Origin of the sequence: Nocardiopsis valliformis DSM 45023 (assembly GCF_000340985.1) — a bacterium.
Classification (GTDB): domain Bacteria; phylum Actinomycetota; class Actinomycetes; order Streptosporangiales; family Streptosporangiaceae; genus Nocardiopsis; species Nocardiopsis exhalans.
Genome location: NZ_ANAZ01000017.1, coordinates 61202 through 83889, shown reverse-complemented (window position 1 = coordinate 83889; position 22688 = coordinate 61202). Strand labels below are relative to the sequence as shown.

Here is a 22688-nt window from a genome sequence, read left to right as displayed (position 1 = left end):
CAGGCCGAAGGCCCCGGCCCGGTTGCCGGCCGTCACCAGTGGCCAGGCCACCCCGCACCCTTTCGACCAACTCTGGAGAGTCACAACGTGAGCGAGCAGCAGCGTCCCGAGGCCGAGGCGAACGCCCCCGTGTTCAGTCCACGAAAGAACGGCCAGGCGCAGTCGGTCTCCGACGAGCTCGCCGCGTGGATGACCACCGGCTGGGCCGACACCGAGCTGCGCGACCTGGAGCCGATCGAGCAGGCCGAGCACACCGCCCGCCGCCGCGCCGCGCTCAGCGCCGCCTTCCCCGGCGACCGCCTGGTCATCCCGTCCGGTCAGCTCCTGACCCGCTCCAACGACACCGAGTACCCCTTCCGGGCCGCCACCAACTACGCCTACCTGACCGGCGACACCACCGACGGCAACTGCCTGGTGCTCACCCCCCGGGCCGACGGCGGCCACGACGTGGTCCTCTATCTCAAGCCGCGCTCCAACCGCGACAACGGCGAATTCTGGCTCGGCGGCTACGGCGAGCTGTGGACCGGCCGCCGCAACAGCCTCGGCGAGGCCTCCGACCTGCTCGGCGTGCCCACCGCCGACGTGCGCACCCTGCCCGGGGCCCTGCGCGCCGACGCCTCGGGCACCACCCGTATCGTGCGCGGCCACGACACCGAGCTCGACGCCCTGGTGGACGAGCTGCGTGCCGACGCCGACGACCAGGCCCGCGCCAAGTCCGCTCAGCTGGACGAGGACCTCGGCGTCGCCCTGGCCGACCACCGCCTGGTCAAGGACGAGTGGGAGATCGCCCAGCTCCAGCTGGCCGTGGACGCCACCGTGCGCGGCTTCGGCGACGTGGCCAAGGCTCTGCCGCAGGCCAAGGACACCTCCGAGCGTTTCGTGGAGGGCACGTTCTTCCTGCGCGCCCGCGTGGAGGGCAACGACGTCGGCTACGGCACCATCGCCGCCTCCGGCGCCAACGCCACCACCCTGCACTGGACCCGCAACGACGGCCCGGTCCGCGAGGGCGACCTGCTCCTGCTGGACGCCGGAGTGGAGACCACCACCCTCTACACCGCCGACGTCACCCGTACCATGCCGGTCTCGGGTACCTTCACCGACATCCAGCGCAAGGTCTACGACCTGGTGTACAAGGCGCAGGAGGCCGGAATCGCGGCCGTGGCCCCGGGCCTGCCCTTCAGGGCCTTCCACGAGGCCTCCCAGCGCGTGCTCGCCGAGGGCCTGGTCGAGTGGGGCCTGCTTGAGGGCCCGGTCGACCGCGTCCTGGAGCTGGGCCTGCAGCGCCGCTACACCCTGCACGGCACCGGTCACATGCTCGGCCTGGACGTGCACGACTGCGCGGTCTCCCGCCAGGAGGCGCACCTGTACGGCGAGCTCAAGCCGGGCATGGTGCTCACCGTCGAGCCGGGCCTGTACTTCCAGCCCGACGACCTCACCGTCCCCGAGGAGCTGCGCGGCATCGGCGTGCGCATCGAGGACGACGTCCTGGTCACCGAGGAGGGCCGCACGGTCATGTCGGCCGGTCTGCCGCGTTCGGCCGCCGACGTCGAGGCCTGGCTGGCCGAGCGCCTTCCGCGCTGACCGGCCGACCGGTCGCATTGAGTGTCGCCGGGCTGCTTTCCCCTCGTGGGGAGGCGGCCCGCCGGCACCCATCCGTCGCCAGCGCGGCCCCGGTGCCGTCCGGTGTGCGGAGCCGGGGCCCGCCCCTCAAGCGAAGCGCACGAACGAACGCAACGGCGGGGCGTGGTCGTGGACCTCCACGAACCCCAGGCTCTCGTAGAAGGTGCGTTGCCGGTCCTCGTCATCGGTGACCAGCACCCGCTGGCGTACCCCGGCGTACCCCGCGAACAGCTCGTCCAGCAGCTGGCGGCCCACCCCGCGGCGCTGCTCGTCCGGGTGCACCAGTACATCCTGGAGGTAGACGATCGTGGTGCCGTCGGAGATCGACCGGGCCAGACCCACGAGCTCCCCCTCCCGGCGGGCGCTCACCAGCCGGTGTGACCCGGCCAGTGCCCGCAGGAGCACCTCCGGGGACTCGGTATAGGCGCTCCACCCCACCGACCGGTACAGGGCGAGCACCTCCTCGCGCTCCAGCTCGTCCGCCGTACACACCGTCACCCGGAACTCCGACACGCGCACACCCCTGTCGCCGTTGACCTCTGTCCGGGGAGTCTGCCACGCCGAACCCGTTCTTGGTGAGCCCCCGCGGACCCCGATTTTCCTCTCGGCTCCCTCCCTGTTCTCTCCCCGGAGCGAACCGGACAGCTGTCGAAAGAAGCGCTTTCCCCGGGCATGCCGACCGGTTTCGGATAATGTCGCAGGTCACGGAAACGGTAGGAAGCGTTGCACACCGCGCCGGTTCGGCCGACGGCCCGCCCGATCCGGGGGCGGCCCGTCCCGCCACCCGCTACGGTTTTCGTGGCGACAGTACGTACGGAAGATTCGGCAGAACCGGGGGAGGTCCACTCGTGCGCGCGGAACGGCTGTGGCGCAGGGGATTGAGGTTTCCGCGCCTGTTCCTGGCGGACCGGACGGTCCTCGTGCACGGCGACGTCGACCCCAATCCGGACCCCAGGAAGTCACGTTACGAGGCCCGGGCCTTCGACACCCGATCGCTGCGCCCGCTCGGCACGGCCTTCGAGGTGCAGGGTCCGGTCAACCTGGCGCGGTCGCCCGAAGGGGAGGGGTGGCCGGGCACGGTCCTGGTCCAGGCCTCGCGTCGCTCGGTGAGCGTGCGCGACCCGCGTACCGGCAGTCCCCTGCTAGAGACCGACCTGGCCGAACCGGGGGAGCTGTGGCCCGATGACGTCGCGCTGCGCGTCCTGGACAAAGAGGCGGTCGTCTTCCTCTTCGGTGAGGACGGAGACGGCGGCACCCGATGGTGGGCGGTGGACCCGCACACCGGGGCGACCGTGCCCGATCTCGCCGACTCCCGCCCGGGCCACGAAGCCCGTGGCGAGCGCATGTCCTTCGCCGGTGACTTCCTGGTCGCCCCTGGCCAGGACCCGGGTTTCGACCCGGTTATCCTCGCCGACTACGAGCACCCCCGCGAACGCGTGTACCGGCTGGAGGACAGCGAGTACCTCGGTGAGGTGGAGAGCCACGCCGACTCCGAGACCGTGGCCGCCCGGGTCGGCGGCCGCCCGCTGCTGGCGGTGGCCGGGCGCATCCACTCCCTGCCCGACCTGGAACTGGTCGCCGAGCTCGGCGGCCCGCGCACCCTGGTCTCCCTGGTGGAGTGGGACGGCGAGGCCGTCGCCGTCTATCAGGAGGAGGATGCCCGCCCCGGCGGTCTGGGTTCCTGGTACCTGGACCGGCTGCGTGTGCGCTACCTGGACCGGCCCGGGCAGCCCGTCGCCGAGATCCCTGGTACCTGGCCGGGCGAGCTGGAGGACCTGGTCGCCGCCCCGGACCGGGTGGTCGTCCTGGCCACCACGGAGGGCGTGTACGCGCTGCACGTGACCGTCTAGTGCTCTGACCGGGAAGGACGGTCCCGGTCATGGCCCGTCTGGTCCAGACGGACGAGGACACCGTCCGCGACGTGATCCACAATTCCAACGAGATCGGGCTCGTATGCCTGGACCCTCGCTGGGCGGGAGGCCGTCCCCCAAGGAGCGGCCGGACCACACGTTCGCCTTCGACGAGTTCGGCCCGCTGGGCATCCGCCCCACCGCCGACTTCTGCCGGGCAGAACAAGGCAGGCCAGACCGGCTGCCAGCGACCTATCGCCGCACCCACGGAATCACCTACTTCCACGGCTGCTACTCCGTCGGCGATGCCCGAGTGTGGGGGATCAACCGGCGCCGCAAGGGTATCGACCACGCCTGGGCGGCCCTGCGAACCATCCGGGCCGCCCGCCCGGAGGGCACCCCGATCTAGGTGATCCTCGACAACCTCTCCGCCCTCACGAACTGGCGGATGAAAAGGTGGCCGGCCGTGAACAAGGTCGAGCTGTGATTCACCCCGACCTACGCGTCCTGGACCAACCCCGTCGAAGCCCGCTTCGGACCCTTGCGGCAGTTCACCCCGGCGAACTCGAACCATCCCAACCACACGGTCCAGCCCCGGGCTCTGCACGCCTACCTGCGCTGGCGCGACCAGAACGTCCGGCGCCCCGACGTCCTCACAGTCCAATGACGTGAACGAGCCCACATCCGCAGTGAGAGGGGCGTTCGCTGGGGAGGGCGTCGCACCACGGTGGCGGCCTGAGCGACTACACCTGTTCCTGATACACCCTGATCTCGGTCGGCTTGAGTCTGCGGATCGTTGCCCAGTCTGCTCGCTCGGTCAGTTCGTGAGCCCACTCTTCGAGATCGTCTCCGGCATCGTGGAAGAACCACGAGTCAAAGCTTCCTAGGGCCTCCAGAGCGGGTGCAACGCCGTATCTGAGCTCGCAGTGGACCTGCACGTAATGGTCGTGATCACCGTCGCTGTCGGAGATCTCGAACTGCCGGGTGAGGTCCAGCGTGAACGCCGGAGGGCCGTCGGAGGCGTGGGTCCCGTACTGGAACAGAAGACCGTCAGCGTCGGGTGTGTCCGGAACGTCGAACAGCCGTCGGCCGAATCGGAGGAAGGCAAGCCAGAGGTCTTCCGTGACCAGATCGTCAAGCGCTCGCTGTCCTGACCCCAGTTCGCCCTCAAGCAGTCCCACGGCCTCGTCCATCGGCAGTCTCCGCATCATGCCCGACCTCCCCGTCCAGCGCAGTCGGGCTCAGCGTACTGACCCCGGTGAACCTTCCCTGTCAGAGCACTAGGGCCGGGGCGCCGGGGCGGGAACGAATCCGGTCCGGCACCGGAAGCCCCGGACCGTGAGGTCGTGGGCGCTACCTCCGAAGGTGTGTACGTGGTGGCCGTCGACCCGTAATCGGTATCCGTGACACTGCGCTCAGGACACCAGCCAGCCCGCCAACAGCAGGGTGCCCACCGTCGCGAACACCGCGACCAGGGCGGTGGCCAGCACCGTCGACCAGGTGGCCCGGACCCTGGGCAGCCGTGTGACCAGGAAGGTGCCGAGCACCAGGATCAGAGGGCTGGTGAACACCCCCGGCATCGCGGAGAACGTGAGCGCGCTCACCGCCAGATGGCTGGCGGCGTTGATCAGCAGGACCACCGCGAAACAGACCAGCACCTCCGCGCTCCAGGTGGGCCGGAGAGTGCTCGCCAGCACGGCCACCAGCAGTGCCGCCAGGGTCAGCAGCCCCACGGCCAACCCGAATCCGGGCTGTCCGGAGTGCACCGCCGCGATCCACGGCGGGGCGTGCTCGGCCGCCCAACCGGGCAGGTCGCGCAGGTACTCCTCGGCGTTGTGCACCGCGAACACCGCCACGGTCAGGTACCACCACGGCGCCAGGCCTCCGGGCATCCCGGGCGGGATCCGGTGCTGTTCTGCGTCCATCGTCCGCCTTCCGTGCCGGGGCTCCGACCCTGGCGGCGTGGTCTGTTCCGGTCGTCTGGCCGAGGGCAGTGCGCGCTCTTGCGAAGGCTCCTATCCGGGCAGCAGGGCGCGGGCCCGGCCGATGAAGTCCAGTTGTTCCTCCCAGCCCAGGTTGTCCGCGCCCGCGATGACACGGTCGGCCCCCGCCTCCGCGTACGCGGAGTAGAGCTCGGCGAGCTCCTCGGGTGTGCGCGCCAGCATCGGGCCTCGGGCGGCCTCCTCCTCGGGTATGCCGTGCTCCTCGACGAGCTGCCGGACCAGGGTGTCGTAGGCCTCCCGAGCCGAAGAGCCCTCACCGAGGATGAGATGGCCGCCCAGGGTGATCTGAGGCCGGGGCAGCCCCTGCTCCCGTGCACGTGCGCGCAGGCGCTCGGCGGCCGCGAGCAGATCGGCGGGGGAGAGCTGGGAGGGCAGCCACCCGGCACCCACCCGCAGGATCCGATCGAACGCCTTCTCGGTGCCGCCCACCAGGACCGGTGGCATGGGTGCTGCCGGGGCCAGCCGCAGCGTCGTGTCGGCTTCTTCGAAACGCACTTCCTCCCCGGTGACCAGCGGGGGCAGTAGTTCCAGGGTCGCGTCGGTAGCCCGGCCGCGCCCCTTCGTGGGGACGCCCAGCGCCCGCCACAACGGGGAGTCGGGAAAGCCGCCGATGCCCACGCCCAGGAGGAGGCGGTTCGCGGACAGGTGCTGGAGGGTGGCGATCTGCGTGGCCAGCCAGGGAGCGGGCCTGGGCGGGACGGACAGGACCCCGAAACCGAGCCGGACCCGCCGGGTGACGGAGGCGGCCGCGGCCAGGGTCAGGGCCGGTTCCAGGGCCGGGGTACCGTCACCCAGTACCAGGTCGGCGACCCACAGGGACTCCAGACCGTGTTCCTCCACCGCGACGGCGGCCGCGGCGATGCCGGGGGTGCGGGGGTCGGTCAGTTCTTCCGTGGCGCTGGGCAGTACCGCGCCGATGTCGATCGTGCTCATGCCCTCCACCCTGAACGCTCAACGTTGGTTGAGGTCAAGGGGAGGGTTCAGCTCGGCTGAGCTCTGCCGAGTCCAGCCCGGCCGGGCTCACTCCGGGCGGTTCTCGTCGATCCACGCGTCGATGGTCTCGAACCAGCCGTAGAGCCATCGCTCGCGCTCCGCACGCCCCTGGGGCACCTGCTCCGCCGGGACGTGCCAGCCGTGCATCACGATCTCCTTGTCCATGGGCAGTTCCCGCCACACGTCCGCCACCGTCACCATCCGGTCCAGACCCGTGTGCCCCACGAACACCACGTCCGCGTCCGGGGCCGCGTCCAGAGCGGCGAACAACCCGCCCGGCTGCGGCGCCAGCACGTTGCGCATCCTGCTCGCCCGTCGGGCCAACCCATGCGAACCGCCCTCGCGCAGCCGGTCGATCCGCTTGCGCCTGCGGTCCGGGGTGAAGTTCCCGCCCTCGGGGAAGATCACGAACGCGTCGTTCCCACCCAACCCCGCCGCCAGCTGGCCGACCTGATCCCGCACCCCCTCCGGGTGCGGGCCACCGCCCTTGGCGAACGGCGAGGGCGCGATGAACCGGCTGGGCAGCCGGTTCAGCAGCACGTCGATCGCCGGATCCCACTGCAGGGTGTCCTTCAGGACGATCCGGGTCTCCCGGTGCGCGCGGTTGATCAGCGTGTGGATCAGGATGAACGAATCCCCTGGTCCCGCGTGCCTGCAGGCCACCACCAGCGGCCGCCCCGGCGCCATCGGATCACCGAAGAAATCGGTGTCCGTTCCGTCCCCGACCCCGCGGATACGCAACCGCAGCACCCAGCGCGCCTGTCGGAACAGCACCCGGAGGAAGAAACCGGTGAGCGCGTAGTGCGCCCGCTGGAACGCCGGGGTACGGATCCGCCAACCGAATCCGGACGCCACCCACAGCACGAACAACGACACCAACGCCGCGGCGTCCCACAGCAGATAGAAGATGAACATCCACAGCACCCGGGGCACCCGCATCCGCCTGGGCACCATCGACACCAGCGCCAACGCCACCAGTAACCACAGCGGCAGCGTGCTCAGCACCAGGAAGCCCAGCAGCACGACGGTCGGGGCGAGCACCAGGCGCCGGAACCAGCGCGGGGGCACCCGCATCAGGCGTCGACCCCGGCCAGGTAACTCCGGGAGGCCTCGTAGGCCCGCTCGATCCGCCGGTGCACGGTGTCCAGCCGCCGGAACGCCAGCGGGCTCTCGTCACCCTCCAGCGAACCCCCGCTGGGCAGCACGTGCAGCCGGACGTCCTCCGGCAGCGTCGACAGGTCCCGGGCGAAGCGGTGGCGGCGGGCGATCTCGAAGGCCACCCGCGCCGTCTCCACCGTGTTGGTCGGCACAGTCAGCGGCTCCTCCACCCGCCCCACCTGCAACACGTACACGGTGCGCGCACCGGCCCGCACCGCGCCCTCGATCGGGATGGAGTTGACGATCCCTCCGTCCATGAAGTGCTCCCCGTCGATCCGGGTGGGCGGCAGCAGCCCGGGCACCGACGCCGAGGCCATGACCGCCTCGATCAGCGGCCCGGCGGAGAACCAGTGTTCGGCGGCGCGCTCGATACTGGCCGCCACCACCCGCAGCGGCACCGCCAGGTCCTCGAAGACCGGCTCGGGGCCCAGCGCGGCCGCCAACAGGCGGCGCAGCGGCTCGGGGGAGATCAGGTGGGTGCGGGTCGTCACCAGGCGGCGCAGCTGGCGGCTCACGGGGTCCCCGAACACCGCGTTGGCGTCCTCGGAGGTCCAGGTGCGGGTCAGCTGCTCCACCGCCGTCATCGTGGGGTCGGCGGCCAGCACCGCCCCGTTGATCGCGCCGATGGAGGTCCCCACCACCAGCTCCGGGGTGATCCCCGCCTCCAGCAGGGCCCGGATCATGCCCACCTCGACCGCACCGCGTACCCCGCCCCCGCCGAGAACGAAGGCCACCGGGCCGGGGTCACCGTGCCCGCCGAAGGAAGCGTCGGCGGAGATGTCAGAAAAGTCTGTCACCGGCCCAGTCTAGGAATCCGCACCCGGAAAACCAGGGAATCCGGGGCCGGGAACGCTGTGAGGAAGAGCCGGGATCGGCCACCCCGAACGGGAACTCCCGCGAGTGCAGTCCGACCAGCACGGGTCCCGGTGTGATACTCGGCGTGACGAGCCGACCTCGGGGGAGACCATGACCGCACCGACCGACCTGACCGCCGCGACCGTCACCCGGGCCGTCCTGCTCGGGCTCGCCGCCGGGTCCCGGAGCACGCTCGGGGCGGCAGGGCCCCTGTGGGCCGGGGCGCGGTCCCGGGGATACAGACCCGCACAGTACGCCATCGCCCTGGCCGTCACCGGCGAGTTGGCGACCGACAAACTCCCGTGCGCGCCGAGCCGTCTGGCCGGGCCGGGAAAAGCGGTCCGGGTGCTGGCTGGTGGCCTGGGCGGTGCGCTCCTGGCCCGCGGACTGGGCCAGCCGGTGCTGGCCACGGCGGGGATCGCCGCTGCCGCCGCGCCGGTGGGGGCCGCGGCCGGGGTCCGCTGGAGGTCCCTGTGGGGTACCGGACGCGGGGCCTGGGTGGGCGCGGTCCTGGAGGACGCGGCCGCGATCGGCCTGGCCCGGGCCGCCTGCGCGGGGTGGCCCGGAACCCGGCCGGGCCGGGGCTGAGCCCACACCGCCCATGCCCTGGAGCGCGAAACCCGGGTCAGCCCCCGGGACCCGTGCTCTCCGGGGCTCGCGCGCCTAGGATCAGTCCTCGGGGCCGCCCTCCCCGGGATCAGTCCCCGAAGGTGCGAAGGACCTCGAAGTCCACACCGGCGCGGGGCAGGCGGCGGATCAGCGCCTCGCCCATGGCCACGGCCGTGGTCACCTGGCCCGAGGCCGGCGGTAGGTCGTCCTGCCACAGGCACAGCGCCGACTCTGCGAGCATTCCCGAGGTCGCCGCGTACCCCGGCTCGCCGCCGGAGACCAGGGTGTGCACCCTTCGGCCGCCGCCCGAACCCGCGAAGTGCACGGTGAACCACCCGTTGGCGAGCTGCTCCTCGGTGGGGCCCTCCCCCTGCGGGCGCAACGACAGCAGGCGGTCGCGCAGCGACGGTACCTGGGCCGCCGCCATCACCCCGGCCATGCCGCCGACCGCGCCCACCGCGCTGGTCAACCGGCGGAAGGCCGCATAGTGGCCGTAGGAGAAATCCGGCCCGTACCGCTCCAGGGCGGCCGCGGACCTGACCACCACCTGCGGGTCCAGGGTGGGCAGTGGGGCCGTCCACCCACGGGCCAGCCGGGTGCGCGGGCGGCCGCGCGAGTCGACCCGCACCCGGCGCCCCTCCGGGCGGCCCTCCAGCTCACGCCGCTCCCGGGCCGCCGCGAGCATGCCAGCGGGGTCGGCGAAGGCACCGACAGCCGAGTGCAGGGTGCCGCCGGAGACGTTCCCCTGGACCCGGACGAAACCCTCCACGTGCAGCGGGACCCCCTCGGGCAGCTGCCCGACGGTGAACAGTGCGCCCAGGTCGTGCGGGATCGAGTCGAAACCACAGGCGTGCACGAGTCGGGCCCCGGTACGCACCGCGGTGGCGTGGTGCTTGACGTACATGCGGTCCACGAAGGCGGGCTCACCGGTCAGGTCCACGTAATCGGTGCCCTCCGCCGCGCAGGCGGCCACCAGCGGTTCGCCGTACTCGCTGTAGGGGCCCACCGTCGTGATGACGACCCGGGCCGAAGCAGCCAGCTCACGAATCGAGGAGGGGTCGTTGACGTCGGCGACCAGCAGTTCGGGCAGCGGCCGGTCCGGGTCGATCTCGGCCAGCTCGGCGCGCACCGACTCGAGCTTGTCCCGATTCCGTCCGGCCAGCGCCCACCGAAGCTCGCGCGGGGCGTTCGTGGCCAGGTACTCGGCGGTCAGCGCTCCGGTGTATCCGGTCGCGCCGAACAGGACGATGTCGTGCCCGCGTTCCAAGGTAGTCCAGCCTCTCAGAGTTGCTCGATGCGCCGAGCACAGTCTCGCACGCGCCCCGAAACCGGTTTGGCCCCCGGGGTCCGCCGGGTACGCAGGCCCGCACCAACGTCCACGTCTGGGAAACACAGTCGTGGAAACACAGCCGGGAAACACGGGGGAACACATGACTGACCTGGTCGACCTGCACGGCACCGCGATGGCCGAGTTCGACCGCCGGGTGGCCGAGGTGACCCTGACCGACTGGGCACTGCCTACGCCCTGCGCGGACTGGGACGTGCACGACCTGGTCAACCACCTGACCGCCGAACAGCTGTGGGTGCCGCACCTGCTCGCGGGTGCACGCGTGGAGGAGGTGGGGGACCGGTTCGACGGCGACAACCTCGGCGAGGAACCGGCAGCCACCTGGACGGTCGCCTCCCGCGAGTCCCGCACCGCCTGGCTGGCTCCCTCGGCTCTGGACCAGACGGTCCACCTGTCCTTCGGGGACGTCCCGGGCCGTGAGTACCTGTGGCAGATGACCTTTGACCTGGGAATTCACTCCTGGGACCTGGCCAGGGCGATCGGATCGGACGAGAAACTCGACGCGACCCTGGCCGAGGAGCTGCTCACCTGGGCCAAGGAGAACGAGGACGTGTTCGCTGGCAGCGGTCTCTTCGCAGCCCCGGTCCCGGTGGGGGAGGGCGCAGATCCCCAGACCAGACTGCTGGCTCTCACCGGAAGGAAGGCCTAGGACCGCAGCCCCGGACACACTGACCGAGGAGTCCGGGGCTGCGGCCCCCTCTCCCGGGATGATCTTGCCCCTGGTAGCAAGATCATCCCGGGAGAGGGGGAGGGCTCAGTGCGCCGGTGGCCCGTGTTCTCGAAAAAGCGACTCCACGTGGTTCTTCGCGCGTTTCCTCGCCGATCCGTAATCGCACAGCGTGTCGTCGAGGTCGAGGATCACGAAGAAGTCCACCTGGTTCCTCCCAGGCGCACGGACGCGCGGTTCGGAGTTCGTGTCGCTTTCCGGTCAGCCTTCGGCAAGATACTCCAGGACTCGGCCGAGCAGCCGAATCCCCTCCGGGAAGGCGCCGGGGTTGGGGCCCGCGTAGTTGAGGCGCAGATAGGGGGCGGTGGGCTCGGCCGGGAACCACTCGCCGCCGGGGGCCAGGAGGACCCCGGCCTCCTCACACTCGCGGACGACCCGGGGTAGGTCGGTGGTGTCCGGCAGCCGCACCCACAGGTTGAGCCCGCCCCGGGGGACCGATTCCAGGTAGGCGGTGGGGGCGTGCTCCCGCAGCGCTCCGACGAGCAGGTCGCGGCGGGCCGCCAGCTGGTGGCGCAGCCCCCGCAGGTGGGTGCGCCAGGCCGGTTGGGTGACCACGTCCAGCGCCGCGGCCTGCAACACGGCGCTCACGTACATGGACTCGGACTGGACGTCGGCCAGGATGCGCTCCCGGGCCGGGCCGCGGGCGACGATCCCGGCGACGCGCACCGCGGGGGAGACGCTCTTGGTCAGTGAGCGCAGGTACACCACGTGCCCGCCGTCGTCCCGCGCCGCCAGCGGGGTCGGGTCCGCGTCGATCCCGAAGTCGTGCGCCCAGTCGTCCTCCACCAGGAACGCCCCGTACCGGCGCACGGTCGCCAGGACCTGGTCGGCCAGGTCAAGGGACCAGCGCGCCCCCGTGGGATTGGCGAAGTTCGGCTGCGCGTACAGCACCCGGGCCCCGGTCCGTTCGAAGGCGCGGGCCAGCTCGCGCGGGTCCGGGCCCTCGACCCCGCTGGGCAGCGGCACGACCTCCACCCCCGCCTGCTCGGCGGCGCGGATCGCCCCCCAGTACGTGGGCGACTCGATCAGCAGTGGCCGCCCCGCACCGACCAGCGAGCGGAAAGCGCTACTCAGCCCGCTCTGACTGCCGGGGAGGATCACCACGTCGCTGGGCGCGGGCGGCGCGATGCCCGCCGGGGCGTGGGAGCCGAGTTCGGCGGCGAACCAGGACTGGAGTTCGGGCATTCCCGCGGCCGGGGGCCTACTGACGGCAGCCTCGCCGCGGGCCGCGCGGTTCAACGCGGCGCGAACCAGGCGTTCGGGGAGCAGTTCCCGGTCCGGGTAGCCCGAGTGCAGCGCGATCATGTCGTTGGGCGGGCTGCGCAACGCCGTGTGCAAACCGAACGTCCGCTGCTGGGGTGCGCCGAGCGCGGCGGTCTGCCACCCGTAGTCGTTGGGCCGGGCGACCCGGACCGCGCGCACGAAGGTACCCACCCCGGGGCGGCTCTCCACCATCCCCTGCCCGGCCAGTGTCCGCAGCGCCTTTTGCACGGTGACCGGGCTGGCCCCGTACTGCGACACCAGAGCTCTGGTCGAAGGCAGCTTCGCTCCGGCCGGGGCGGCCGCGATCCACTCCCGGAGCCCTTCGGTGATTTTCGCACTGCTATCGTTGGCCATGAAGATTGATAGTAGCGCTATTGTCTATACGGCTCCAGTGCTATCTCAGCGCACCGGTCTGTGGTGGGGGCTGCTCGGGGTCGCGGCGTTCTCCCTCACCGTCCCGATGACCCGCGTCGCCGTCGCCAGCGGCACCCTGTCACCCCTGTTCGTCGGCTCGGCCCGGGCGGTCATCGCCGCCCTGCTCGCCGCCGCCGCGCTGGCGCTCACCCGCCAGCGCCTGCCCCGGGGCGATCAGTGGTTCCGCCTGGCCCTGGTCGGCGGGGGAGTGGTGATCGGTTTTCCGCTCCTCACCTCGTACGCGCTCACCACCGCCTCGGCCAGCCACAGCGCGGTCGTCATCGCACTCCTGCCCGCCGCCACCGCCGTGCTGGCGGTCCTGCGCGGTCGCGAACGGCCCCCGGCGGTGTTCTGGGCCATGGCGGCGGTGGGGTCGGCCGCCGCACTGGGCTTCGCCGCTCTGCAGGGCGGCGGGTTCGGCTCCGGGTTGGCCTGGTCCGACCTGCTGCTGTTCGGCGCCGTCGTCGCGGCCGCAGTCGGCTACGCGGAGGGCGGCCTGCTCGCGCGCGAACTCGGCGCCTGGCAGACCGTCTCCTGGGCGCTGGTGCTCTGCGCACCGCTGATGATCTTGCTCGCCGTCGCCTCCGCCGTCCAGCAGCCGCCGAGCGCAACCCCGGTCGAGTGGGGCGCGCTCGCCTACCTGGCCGCGGTGAGCATGTACCTCGGCTTCTTCGCCTGGTACCGGGGCCTGGCCATCGGCCCGATGGCCCAGGTCAGCCAGGTCCAGCTCAGCCAACCCGTGATGACCATCGGCTGGGCCGCGCTCCTGCTCGGCGAAGCGCTCACCTGGCCCACGGTCCTGGGCGGGTTCGCCGTGATCCTGTGCGCCACGATCGCCGTCCGCGCCAGACTCGGCCGGACGGCGATCGTGCCGACGAAGCGGGAGGTCAGCCCGCACATCCGCTCAGGGGGTGGCCGTGCTTAGCCGACTCTGACCCCGGTCCCGGTCCCGGCCGTGGTTTCGGCGTCGGTCGCGGAACCCGGCCCGGGCACGGTGACGATGCCCTGTTCCACCGCCATCTCCCTGACCAGGCGCGGGGCGCTCCACAGCGCGGGCAGCAGGATCAGCCCCACCGGTACCGCGGTCACCACGATGAAGGACTGCAGCGCCTGCACCCCGTTGTCGCCCACGGTCAGGAGCACGATGGCGGCGGCGCCCATGCCCACGCACCAGAACGCCCGCACCCACGCGAACGGCTCGCCCGACCGCATGCTCGCCGAGGAGATCGAGTAGGACATGGCGTCGAGCGTGGCTGCGAAGAAGATCAGCGTTACGACGACCATGACCAGCGCCAGCACGGTGCTCAGCGGTAGTGCCTGGACGATGGCCAGGGCCGCCGCGGGCAGGCCGTCCTCGGCGTAGGGCCCGGAGACCACCCCGGGGTCGTTCTGTTCGAGCCACAGACCGCTACCGCCCAACGCGGTGAACCACACGGAGGTGACCACGGCGGGCAGCACGGTCGCCCCCACGAAGATCTGCCGGACGGTGCGGCCCTTGGAGATACGCGCGATGAAGATCGCCATGATCGGCCCGTATCCGATGAACCAGCCGAAGAAGAAGACCGTCCAGTAGCCGAGCCACTGCTCGTCGCCGCGGAACAGCGTCATCGGTACGAACTCACGCACGTGCACGGCGCTGGCCTGGAGGAACAGGTCCACGACATAGGGCAGCGAGGACAGGCCCACAACGCACACGATGAGGATCAGCGCGGCCCACACGTTGATCCGGCTGAGCAGCTGGATGCCGCGGTCGAGGCCGCTGAGTACCGAGATAGTCGCCACGACGGTCAGACCCACGATGATGGCGACCTGGGTGCCGAAACCGGACCCCACGCCGAACATCTCGCCGCCGATGTAGGACATTTGCAGGCCGAGGAAACCGATCGGGCCGACCGTCCCGGCCACCACCGCGACCACGCAGCTGATGTCGGCGACGGTGCCGATCCAGTGGGTGCGGACCCGCTCGCCCATGATCGGCCACAGCAGGGTGCGGGGCCGCAGGGGCATGCCCTTCTCCACCCCGCGCATCATCACCAGCGTAGCCAGGGAACCGCCGATCGCCCACGCCGGGAAGCCCCAGTGGACGAAGCTCTGCGCGAGGGCGAGCGCGGCACCCTCCATGCCGCCTTCCACCTGCGCGTACTGCGGCGGCGGGTCGACGTAGTGGGCCAGGGGCTCGGCGGCGGCCCAGAAGACACCGCCCGCGGCGAGCAGGGTGGTCAGCACCATGGCGACCCACCGGAACCAGCTGAACCCGGGGGTATCGGTGCCGCCCATCCGGACCCGCCCGTACCGGGAGAAGGCCAGGACCGCGGCGACGGCCAGGGTGCCCAGGAGCAGGACCTGCCAGTAGGCGCCGAACCAGCGAGCGGACCACGCGAACGCGGTGTCGACGGCGGCGCCGACCCTGGTGGGGGCCACCAGCGCCGCCAGGACGAACGTGATCAGGAGGGCACCGGAGACCCCCAGAACCCAGAGGTCGGGTCTGCGGCCGGTTTCGGGCACGCCTGTACGCGGGGCGGAAGACATGAAGAAGAGGATTCTCCTCGATCGGGGACCGCCGACCGGGAAGGCAACCTCCGGTCGGCGTGCTGCACGGCGCGCCGGGAGGCGGTCCGGAGTCAGAGACGGGGACGGCCGTCACCACGGCGCCACAGCGCCACCAAAGCGCTGCCCCAACCTCGGGTGGCACGTCGAAAACGCCCCGAAGCCCGGGGCGACCCGGACGAGTCTATGCGCGTTTGCCCAGCGAGGAAGGGGTGAGGAGGGTGGGGCCCGCCACCCCGGTGTGTGTTCGCGAACGCTTGCCCTGCGGGTGTCAGGGGTGGTCGTTGCGCGGGTGGGCGCGAGGAGGCCGGGGTTGCGAGGCCGGGGGCTACGAGAGCTCCGCCAAGGTCTCTGCCAGCGGGCCGTCAGCGCGACCGGACCGAAGCCGCGGGTGACCTCGGGCCTGGCCGGGGTCCGTGCCGGCCCGGCCGTTCGCGGGTGCGCCTCTCACCTCGCCGTACACTGCCATCGGCGTATCTTGACGGCACGCCGGTAGCCCGCCGCTCATCCGGACCGGCCGAACACCAGGGGGACCCATGACCGAATCGACCTCCGTCACCCGGGACGAGCTCCGCCGCGTCGACACCCCCGTCGGCCCTGTCGTCGGCAGGGTCCTGGGAAACGTCGTCCGCGCACTCGGCATCCCCTACGCGCGCGCCGAACGCTTCGCCCCGCCCCGCCCCGAGCCCGCGTTCACCGAACCCTTCCAGGCCACTCAGCCCGCGCCCGCCTCACCCCAGCTCTCCTCCAAGGTGGTGTCCGCAGCCGTTGAGGGCGTCTCGGTCGGCCGCCACGACGAACACTGCCAGCGGCTCTCGGTCACCCTTCCAGCCGACCTCGCCCCCGACGAGCGCCTGCCCGTCATGGTGTGGATCCACGGTGGCTCCTACGTCACCGGTTCCGGGGACATGGAGATCTTCGACCCCACCCGGCTGGTCATCGAGCAGCGCGTCATCGTCGTCGCCGTCACCTACCGCCTCGGCATGCTCGGTTACCTGCGCATCGGCGACACCGCCCCCGCCAATCTCGGCCTGCTCGACCAGCTCCAGGCGCTGCGCTGGGTGAACTCCAACATCGCCGCCTTCGGTGGCGACCCGGATCAGGTCACCCTCTTCGGCCAGTCCGCGGGCGGCGACGCCGTCGCCCACCTGATGATCAGCCGGGGCTCCGAGGGCCTCTTTCGGCGTGCGATCATCCAGAGCGCCCCGCTGGGCATCCTGACCGGTCGCTCTCGCATGTCCCAGGCCATGGCGGTGGCTGTCGGGGTGCCCGCTCCGGACACCCCGGCCGCCGAGATCGTCGCGCTGGAGGGGAAAGCGGCCACGGCGGCCAAGAAGTTCGGCCTGGCCAGCGCCATGCCCTTCGGCGTCCAGTACGGGCACGCCCCCCTGCCTCCGGAGTCCCTGCGCGTTCGCGCCTGGCGCGAGGCGGCGCCCGGGATCGACGTGCTCGTCGGCGCGACCAGCCAGGAGACGGGGCTGTTCGCCGATTTCCTGCCGCCCATCCAGCGCCTGAGCGCACTGCCGCTGGTGGGCCGGGCCCTGCGCCGCTTCCTGGTGTGGGCCACCACGTACCGCATCTACACCGGCCCTGCCAAGCGCTTCGCCCGCGACCACCGCCGGGGCGGCGGCAGGGCCACCCGCTACACCGTCACCTGGCAGCCGGAGGGCAGCCCGTTCGGCGCCGCGCACATCGTGGACCTGCCCCTGCTGCTCGGCACCAGGAACGCTTGGGAGAACACCAAGCTCGTGGGCCGCACCAGCTGGACGGACCTCGACCGCCGAGGGAAGGCGGTTCGCAGGCTCTGGGCCGACTTCGCCCGCACCGGAGCGGTCTCCAGCCAGAACGCCGGTGCCGCCTCCGACAGCCTGACCGTGCACCGCTCCTGAGGGCTACCGGGGCGGACCCGCCCGGAGGCGGCTGCTTCCGGGCGGACCGGCGTCCTACGGTGGCGGCCGTACCGGGGCCGCCCGGCCTCACGAAAGCTCGGGCTTGCCGAACATCACCGATTGACGTCCTCCCCGGGGTGAACCCCCGGGGATTCCCATAGCCTCGCGCGGCCGACCTGGGCGAGGCGGTCGAACCGATGCCCGGCCCGGACCTGGGCCGCAGCTGGGACGAGGACGAGCTGGCCGCCGTCCTGCACACGGCGCACATCGGGTACGAGCGTCCGGACGACCTCACGGCGGAGGTCTCCCGCGCGCTGAGCGAGGGCGCGCTCGTCGGATGGTTCCAGGGACGCTCCGAGTACGGTCCCGCGGCCCTGGGCCGCCGTTCGCTCCTGGCCGGCCCCTCACGGAGGGAGAACCTCGACCGGATCGGCCGGGCCCGGGGAGAGCGGGGGTTCTGCCCGGTGACGTCGTTGGTGGCCGCCGAACACGCGCCGGACATCTTCTTCGGCGGCCCCCTGCCCTGCCCGTATCCGCTCTTTGACCATCACGTGGCTCCGCGGTGGCGCACCCGGATACCGGCCGTGGTCCGTCCGGACGGAAGGACGAGAGCGCAGACCGTCCGGGCCGGAGACGACCCCCTCACCTGGCGCCTGATCCGCGACTTCGGCTCCCGCACCGGCCTTCCCGTCCTGGCACACACCGAGCTGCGCCGCGCCGGGAGCCCGAGAGTGGACTCGCCCCGTGACGCGCTCGAATGCTTCGGCTCCGCACCGGTGGACGTCCTGGTCCTGGGCCCCTACCTCGTCAGACGGTGCAGGGCGTAGCCGACGGCTCCGACCGCACCCGCAGCGGCACCGACCAGGAGAACAGTCCCCCGTCTGCGGTTCACCTCGTCCAGGACGCTGACCTGACGCGACTCCTCGTCGAACTCACCGTGCGATCCGTAGTCGCGGACGTCGTCCACGGGCGCGAACAGGTTGTCCCTCGCGGGCGCGGGTTCGTCTCGCACCTGGCTCCGCCGACCCGTTCGGCCCAGCTGCAGGTCCAGTACCCGCGGTGCCAGGCGCTGGGCCAGCACGGTGCCCGCGGTCGAGGCCCCCACCCAGTAGCGGCGCCGCCCGGGGTGTTCGGCGGCCCACACGATCGCGCGGGCCGCGACCTCTGGCTGGTACACCGGTGGCACCGGCCTGGTCCGTCCGCCCATCCGTGAGCGGACCCAGGAGAACTGCGGTGTGTTGACCGCGGGGAGGTGTACTTCCGTCAACCTGATTCCCGAACCGGCGTCGACCAGCTCGGCGCGGAGGGAGTCGGTGAAGCCGCGGATCGCGTGCTTGGCGCCGCAGTAGGCGGCCTGGAAGGGGATGCCCCGGTAGCCCAGCGCCGATCCCACTTGCACGACCACGCCCCGGCCCCGGGGGCCATGCGCTCCAGTGCGGCCCGCGTCCCGTGCACGTAGCCGTGGTAGCTGACATCCGTGACCCGCTGGAACTCCTCGGGCTCCACCTCGGAGAAGGGGGCGATGACGGAGGCGAAGGCCGCGTTCACCCACACGTCCACCGGGCCCAGCTCGGCCTCTGCCAGGTCCGCTGCCGCACGCACCCGGTCGGCCTCGCTGACGTCCACGGGCAGGGACAGAGCGGGGACCCCGGCCTCTTCTGCCTCCCGACGGGCGGCGGCCAGGCCCTCCTCGCCGCGTGCCAGCAGGGCCACCGCGTATCCGCGGCGGGCGAACTCCCGCACGGTCGCCCTCCCCACGCCCGCGCTGGCCCCGCTGACCACGGCCACCTTGCGTTCGCTGTTCCGATCCGCCATTGCCTTCCTCCGTTCCTCGAACTCGTGCAGCCCTTCCTCGGTAGTCCGTCTCCTCATCGGCGCTACCCCGTGAACGGTTTCTTATGTACGGGACCGGGTGCCTGAGGGACCGTTGGCGATCCGCGGTTTCGGCACAGGCATGGTGGGGCAGTCGAGGAGGACGGCCCACACTAGTGCGACCGGAGGGATCCATGGGGCAGAGCGAAACACTGATCGGGGACCACGCCTTCCTCTCCGACTGCCAGACCGCGGCGCTCACCACACCGGAGGGCACGATCTCCTGGCTGTGCGTACCGAGGTTCGACGGCCCGGCCTTCCTCGCCGGAATCCTGGACTCCGAGCGGGGCGGTGAGTGGACCATGCAGGTCCGGGGCGCCCGCCCGAGGGCACGCTCCTACGCGGAAGACAGTCTCGTCCTGGAGACCCTGTGGCAGGGCCGGGGCGTTGAGGTGCTCGTCCGAGACCTGCTCGCGATCGGGCGACCCGAGCACGGCGAGGGCCTTTGGCGCGAGGGTGTGCTCCTCAGGCTCGTCGAGTGCCGCTCGGGCAGCGCCTCCGTGCGCTCCCGGTTGCGCGCCCGCCCCGACTTCGGCCGAGAACAACGCTCGTGGGAGCACGTGGACGGAGGCCTCAAGGAGGCGTCGGGGCCGCTGCTGTCGGGGGCGCCCTCCCCGCGGCTGGCGGAGACGGGAGACCCCGAGTTCCACGTCGAGCTTTCCGAAGGGGAGTCCGCGGTCTTCGCCCTGGACTACCTCCGCGGAGAGCGCCGGATCGGCCTTGAAGAGGGGGAAGCGCTACTCGGGCAGACCCTCGAAGCCTGGCAGGCCTGGTCGTCCAGAACCGACTACCGGGGCGTGGGAGCCGACCACGTGCGGCGCAGCGCCACCGTCCTGCGCGGACTGCTCCACGAGGAGAGCGGCGCCCTGATCGCTGCACCCACCGCCTCCCTGCCGGAATGGCCGCAGGGGCCCAGGAACTGGGACTACAGGTACGTGTGGCACCGCGACGCGGCTCTGGTGGTGCTCGCCTTCCTGCGCCTGGGCCACGCGGAGGAGGCGGGGAGCTACCTGCGCTTCCTGCTGCGCATGTGCGGTCGGCCGATCACCTGGGTCCCGCCCGTGCAGGCGGTGGACGAGAAACCGCCGCCGGAGGAGGAAACCCTCGACCACCTGGCCGGGCACGGAGGCGCGAGGCCGGTGCGGATCGGCAACGCCGCCTACGCACAGCATCAGCTCGACGTGTACGGGCACATCCTGGACGCGGCGCTCTGCTACGAGCAGGCCACCGGTGACCTCGGACCGGAGGAACTCTCCCAGCTGGATTCCGTGGTGGAGTCGGCGCGGGGGCTGTGGCACCGGCCCGACGAGGGGCTGTGGGAGGTCAGGTCGGATCCTCGCCACTGGACCAACTCCAAGCTCTACGCCTGGGTGTGCCTGGACCGGGCGGTCCAGCTCGCCGAGACGACCGGACGTGAGCAGGAGGTTCCGCTGCGGGCCTGGCGCGAGGAGGCCCGGCTCATCCGCGACCACATCCTCCGTCACGGCTACGATCCCGCCAGCGGGTCCTTCGTCCAGTCGTTCGGCGCCACCAACGTGGACGGGTCACTGCTGCAAGTACCGCTGCTGGGTTTCCTTCCGGGCGACGACCCCCGGGTGCTGCGCACCCTGGAGCGGGTCGACACCGAACTCGGCCAGGACGGCTGGCTCGTGCACAGGTACGACCCCAAGGAGACCGACGACGGGATCGGCACGCCCGAGGGGGCCTTCCTGCTGTGCTCCTTCGACCTGGTGTCAGCGCTGGTGCTCGCCGGTCGGAGCGAGGAGGCGGCCCGACGTTTCGAGCGCCTGTGCGGGAGCTCCGGGGAGCTGGGCCTGCTGGCCGAGGAGATGGCACCGGACGGCACCCAGCTGGGCAACTTCCCCCAGGCCTTCACCCATCTGGCCCTGATCGAGGCCGCGGTCAACCTGGACGGCGCCGGGGACCGGGAGGCGTTGCACGCCTGGGCCCGTGACCGGGGAGCCCGGCAGGCCGGAGCAGGTGTGCGCCATAGCGGTGGGCAGAACACGGAGAGGACAGGAAGAGGCCGAGACGATGGCTGACGACACCAGCGGGGCGGCGAGCGTGCACAGGGCCGCCCGGCGTGAGGTGCAGGCCTACCGCGCGGGCAGTGACCAACCGCTCGTCGGGTAAGCGGTGACGGCCGCGCCCTACGCGGGCCTGGTCGCGGCGGGTACGCTCCTGGCGCGTTTACGCGTCTCCAGCAGGCCCAGGACTGAACGGCCGTTTGGAGAAGAGTCGCGTCCGCGGCCGGGTGCCGCCGGGCGAAGGCGTTGGCGCCGAAACAGCGCCTGGGCGCACTGCCCCTGGTGGGCCGGGTCCTGCGCCGCTTCCTGGTGTGGGCCACCACGTACCGCATCTACACGGCCCTGCCCAGCGTTTCGCCCGTGACCACCGCCGGGGCGGCGGTAGGGTCATCCGCTACACCGTCATCCGGCAGCCGGAGCGCAGCCCGTTCTGGCAGCCGCCAGGAGCGTTACCGTCCACCGTTCATGACGAGTTGTCCTCCGTGCACCCCGGGGATGCGTCGCAGGGGTTCCCGGCGCCATCGGCGGTGGGAAAAGGAATCCGAGGATCTGAGAAGGGGGCCAGTGGCTCGGGAGGGCGCCCGGGAGAGCCCTCAGCGCCCCTACGCGGTCAGCCCTTCTCGTGGTCCTGGTTCCCCTTGGGCTCGACGATGGTGGCTTCGGGCGGGGCACCCACGATGAGGCCGAAGAACACGTGGTCGACCAGCAGGGCCGCCCGCTCTTGGGGGCGGGCCCTGCGGGCGTGGGCCAGGCCGAGCGCCGGGGCCAGACCCAGTTCGAACAGCCCCCACGCGAGCACGCCGTAGACCGGGCCGGTGCGCCTGGAGGCCCGCAGACGCCCGGGCAGCAGCCCGAAGGCCGCACCCGCGGCCGCCCCGTAGCCCCAGTGCGCAAACTCGATGAAGGCGGTCCGCCGGTGTTCCGGAACCCTGCGGAGCACGGCGGGAACGCCCTCACGAAGGATGGCCTCCGGGGGCGTGCGTTCGATCATCCCCAGCCCCACCGCCGCCTGGCGTGCCCCGCTCATGGCCATCGCCGCCACCGCGCCTCTGGCCGCTGCCCTGAGTAGGGGCCGACGCGGTGGGGACTTCGTTTCGTTCGTCATTGTCTGGCTCCGTCGCTCATGGTTTTCCGTGTACATCCCCTAACCAAGTCGCCTGGCTCGTACACATTGAACCGGTCGCTGGCTCTCCCCGGCCGCGCACCGCGAACCGGGCCCAAACCCGTGCACGCCCATGGTTCGGGGCCTGCCGTGCCCCACACCGGGTAGCCAGGCGGCCATGAGATCGAAGACGGGCCCTCCCCATCGGAGCGACCCGGTCACTTCTCCTCGGCCAGTTCCTCCCGGAGCCTCTCCTACGAGGCGGTGAGCAGCCGGGAGACGTGCATCCAGGAGCAACCCACCTCCTGGGCGATCCGCTCCTGCTTCCACTTGTCGAAGAAACGGCGTTCGAGGATCAGCCTCCCCGTGGCGGGAGGACCCGAAGGACAGAACTCCCGGACTCGCTGGGCA

At 71.7% G+C, this 22688-nt stretch carries 18 protein-coding genes and 3 pseudogenes; 9 read left to right on the top strand and 12 right to left on the bottom strand.

What is annotated here, in order from left to right; all coding sequences use genetic code 11:
* Positions 1–87: 87 nt before the first annotated feature.
* The gene (locus tag D457_RS0118510) at positions 88–1581 is read left to right on the top strand and encodes an aminopeptidase P family protein (protein WP_017582164.1); all 1494 of its coding nucleotides are present in this window, start codon (positions 88–90) and stop codon (positions 1579–1581) included.
* A 228-nt stretch (positions 1582–1809) separates the two neighbouring features.
* Here D457_RS0118510 and D457_RS37825 read toward each other — a convergent pair.
* Positions 1810–1989, bottom strand: a pseudogene (locus D457_RS37825) (GNAT family N-acetyltransferase); the annotation flags it as partial.
* A 479-nt stretch (positions 1990–2468) separates the two neighbouring features.
* Between D457_RS37825 and D457_RS0118500 the strand changes: the two are divergent.
* Both D457_RS0118500 and D457_RS37710 read left to right on the top strand, forming a co-directional pair.
* The gene (locus D457_RS0118500) at positions 2469–3470 is read left to right on the top strand and encodes a hypothetical protein (protein ID WP_017582162.1); all 1002 of its coding nucleotides are present in this window, start codon (positions 2469–2471) and stop codon (positions 3468–3470) included.
* A gap of 11 nt (positions 3471–3481) precedes the next feature.
* Positions 3482–4209, top strand: a pseudogene (locus D457_RS37710) (transposase); the annotation flags it as partial.
* A gap of 4 nt (positions 4210–4213) precedes the next feature.
* On the opposite strand, the gene D457_RS36760 reads toward D457_RS37710, so the two are convergent.
* From D457_RS36760 to D457_RS0118465, 5 genes are all read right to left on the bottom strand, one after another.
* Complete coding sequence (locus tag D457_RS36760) at positions 4214–4663, bottom strand: hypothetical protein (RefSeq protein WP_017582159.1); 450 nt, start codon at positions 4661–4663, stop codon at positions 4214–4216.
* Between the two features lie 222 nt (positions 4664–4885).
* Complete coding sequence (locus tag D457_RS0118480) at positions 4886–5395, bottom strand: HXXEE domain-containing protein (protein WP_017582158.1); 510 nt, start codon at positions 5393–5395, stop codon at positions 4886–4888.
* A 90-nt stretch (positions 5396–5485) separates the two neighbouring features.
* The gene (locus D457_RS0118475; protein WP_017582157.1) at positions 5486–6406 is read right to left on the bottom strand and encodes an LLM class flavin-dependent oxidoreductase; all 921 of its coding nucleotides are present in this window, start codon (positions 6404–6406) and stop codon (positions 5486–5488) included.
* A gap of 87 nt (positions 6407–6493) precedes the next feature.
* Positions 6494–7540: a 1-acyl-sn-glycerol-3-phosphate acyltransferase gene (locus tag D457_RS0118470; RefSeq protein ID WP_017582156.1), complete on the bottom strand. Its 1047-nt coding sequence runs from the start codon at positions 7538–7540 to the stop codon at positions 6494–6496.
* Positions 7540–8421 carry a patatin-like phospholipase family protein gene (locus D457_RS0118465; RefSeq protein WP_017582155.1) on the bottom strand — a complete coding sequence of 294 codons (882 nt, stop codon included), beginning with the start codon at positions 8419–8421 and terminating at the stop codon, positions 7540–7542. The genes D457_RS0118470 and D457_RS0118465 overlap by 1 nt, the downstream gene beginning before the upstream one ends.
* A gap of 169 nt (positions 8422–8590) precedes the next feature.
* Between D457_RS0118465 and D457_RS0118460 the strand changes: the two genes are divergently transcribed.
* Positions 8591–9067, top strand: coding sequence for a hypothetical protein (locus tag D457_RS0118460; RefSeq protein WP_017582154.1), 477 nt, complete (start codon positions 8591–8593; stop codon positions 9065–9067).
* Positions 9068–9176: 109 nt separating this feature from the next.
* On the opposite strand, the gene D457_RS0118455 is transcribed toward D457_RS0118460, so the two are convergent.
* Positions 9177–10355, bottom strand: a complete 1179-nt coding sequence (locus tag D457_RS0118455) for a saccharopine dehydrogenase family protein (RefSeq protein ID WP_017582153.1) — start codon at positions 10353–10355, stop codon at positions 9177–9179.
* Between the two features lie 163 nt (positions 10356–10518).
* Here D457_RS0118455 and D457_RS0118450 point away from each other — a divergent pair, with 163 nt between their 5' ends.
* Positions 10519–11085, top strand: coding sequence for a TIGR03086 family metal-binding protein (locus D457_RS0118450; protein WP_017582152.1), 567 nt, complete (start codon positions 10519–10521; stop codon positions 11083–11085).
* Between the two features lie 279 nt (positions 11086–11364).
* On the opposite strand, the gene D457_RS0118440 is transcribed toward D457_RS0118450, so the two are convergent.
* A complete protein-coding gene (locus D457_RS0118440; RefSeq protein ID WP_017582150.1) occupies positions 11365–12780 on the bottom strand; it encodes an aminotransferase-like domain-containing protein in 1416 nt (471 codons plus the stop codon).
* Positions 12781–12817: 37 nt separating this feature from the next.
* On the opposite strand from D457_RS0118440, the gene D457_RS0118435 reads away from it, so the two are divergent.
* On the top strand, positions 12818–13765 hold the full coding sequence (locus D457_RS0118435) for a DMT family transporter (RefSeq protein WP_017582149.1): 948 nt from the start codon (positions 12818–12820) through the stop codon (positions 13763–13765).
* Here the strand turns inward: D457_RS0118435 and D457_RS32880 are convergent.
* Positions 13762–15369, bottom strand: coding sequence for a BCCT family transporter (locus D457_RS32880; protein ID WP_017582148.1), 1608 nt, complete (start codon positions 15367–15369; stop codon positions 13762–13764). The two genes, D457_RS0118435 and D457_RS32880, sit on opposite strands and share 4 nt — an antisense overlap.
* A 554-nt stretch (positions 15370–15923) precedes the next feature.
* On the opposite strand from D457_RS32880, the gene D457_RS0118425 reads away from it, so the two are divergent.
* Together D457_RS0118425 and D457_RS32875 are read left to right on the top strand one after the other, a co-directional pair.
* Positions 15924–17276, top strand: coding sequence for a carboxylesterase family protein (locus D457_RS0118425; RefSeq protein WP_017582147.1), 1353 nt, complete (start codon positions 15924–15926; stop codon positions 17274–17276).
* 197 nt (positions 17277–17473) lie between these two features.
* On the top strand, positions 17474–18103 hold the full coding sequence (locus tag D457_RS32875) for a carbamoyltransferase C-terminal domain-containing protein (RefSeq protein WP_017582146.1): 630 nt from the start codon (positions 17474–17476) through the stop codon (positions 18101–18103).
* Here D457_RS32875 and D457_RS32870 read toward each other — a convergent pair.
* Positions 18076–19091, bottom strand: a pseudogene (locus D457_RS32870) (SDR family oxidoreductase). The gene D457_RS32875 and the pseudogene D457_RS32870 sit on opposite strands and share 28 nt — an antisense overlap.
* Before the next feature lie 191 nt (positions 19092–19282).
* On the opposite strand from D457_RS32870, the gene D457_RS0118410 reads away from it, so the two are divergent.
* On the top strand, positions 19283–21190 hold the full coding sequence (locus D457_RS0118410) for a glycoside hydrolase family 15 protein (RefSeq protein ID WP_017582144.1): 1908 nt from the start codon (positions 19283–19285) through the stop codon (positions 21188–21190).
* A gap of 595 nt (positions 21191–21785) precedes the next feature.
* On the opposite strand, the gene D457_RS0118400 is transcribed toward D457_RS0118410, so the two are convergent.
* Positions 21786–22208: a hypothetical protein gene (locus D457_RS0118400; RefSeq protein ID WP_017582142.1), complete on the bottom strand. Its 423-nt coding sequence runs from the start codon at positions 22206–22208 to the stop codon at positions 21786–21788.
* 323 nt (positions 22209–22531) lie between these two features.
* A complete protein-coding gene (locus D457_RS37130; RefSeq protein ID WP_239646147.1) occupies positions 22532–22633 on the bottom strand; it encodes a hypothetical protein in 102 nt (33 codons plus the stop codon).
* Positions 22634–22688: the final 55 nt, after the last annotated feature.

Bases quoted from the DNA above. Each gene is read 5' to 3' on its own strand.
- D457_RS0118470 (WP_017582156.1), bottom strand. From the start codon at position 7,540: ATGCGGGTGCCCCCGCGCTGGTTCCGGCGCCTGGTGCTCGCCCCGACC.
- D457_RS0118450 (WP_017582152.1), top strand. From the start codon at position 10,519: ATGACTGACCTGGTCGACCTGCACGGCACCGCGATGGCCGAGTTCGAC.
- D457_RS0118480 (WP_017582158.1), bottom strand. From the start codon at position 5,395: ATGGACGCAGAACAGCACCGGATCCCGCCCGGGATGCCCGGAGGCCTG.
- D457_RS0118400 (WP_017582142.1), bottom strand. From the start codon at position 22,208: ATGGCCATGAGCGGGGCACGCCAGGCGGCGGTGGGGCTGGGGATGATC.
- D457_RS0118425 (WP_017582147.1), top strand. From the start codon at position 15,924: ATGACCGAATCGACCTCCGTCACCCGGGACGAGCTCCGCCGCGTCGAC.
- D457_RS36760 (WP_017582159.1), bottom strand. From the start codon at position 4,663: ATGGACGAGGCCGTGGGACTGCTTGAGGGCGAACTGGGGTCAGGACAG.
- D457_RS32880 (WP_017582148.1), bottom strand. From the start codon at position 15,369: ATGTCTTCCGCCCCGCGTACAGGCGTGCCCGAAACCGGCCGCAGACCC.
- D457_RS0118410 (WP_017582144.1), top strand. From the start codon at position 19,283: ATGGGGCAGAGCGAAACACTGATCGGGGACCACGCCTTCCTCTCCGAC.
- D457_RS32875 (WP_017582146.1), top strand. From the start codon at position 17,474: ATGCCCGGCCCGGACCTGGGCCGCAGCTGGGACGAGGACGAGCTGGCC.
- D457_RS0118460 (WP_017582154.1), top strand. From the start codon at position 8,591: ATGACCGCACCGACCGACCTGACCGCCGCGACCGTCACCCGGGCCGTC.
- D457_RS0118440 (WP_017582150.1), bottom strand. From the start codon at position 12,780: ATGGCCAACGATAGCAGTGCGAAAATCACCGAAGGGCTCCGGGAGTGG.
- D457_RS0118475 (WP_017582157.1), bottom strand. From the start codon at position 6,406: ATGAGCACGATCGACATCGGCGCGGTACTGCCCAGCGCCACGGAAGAA.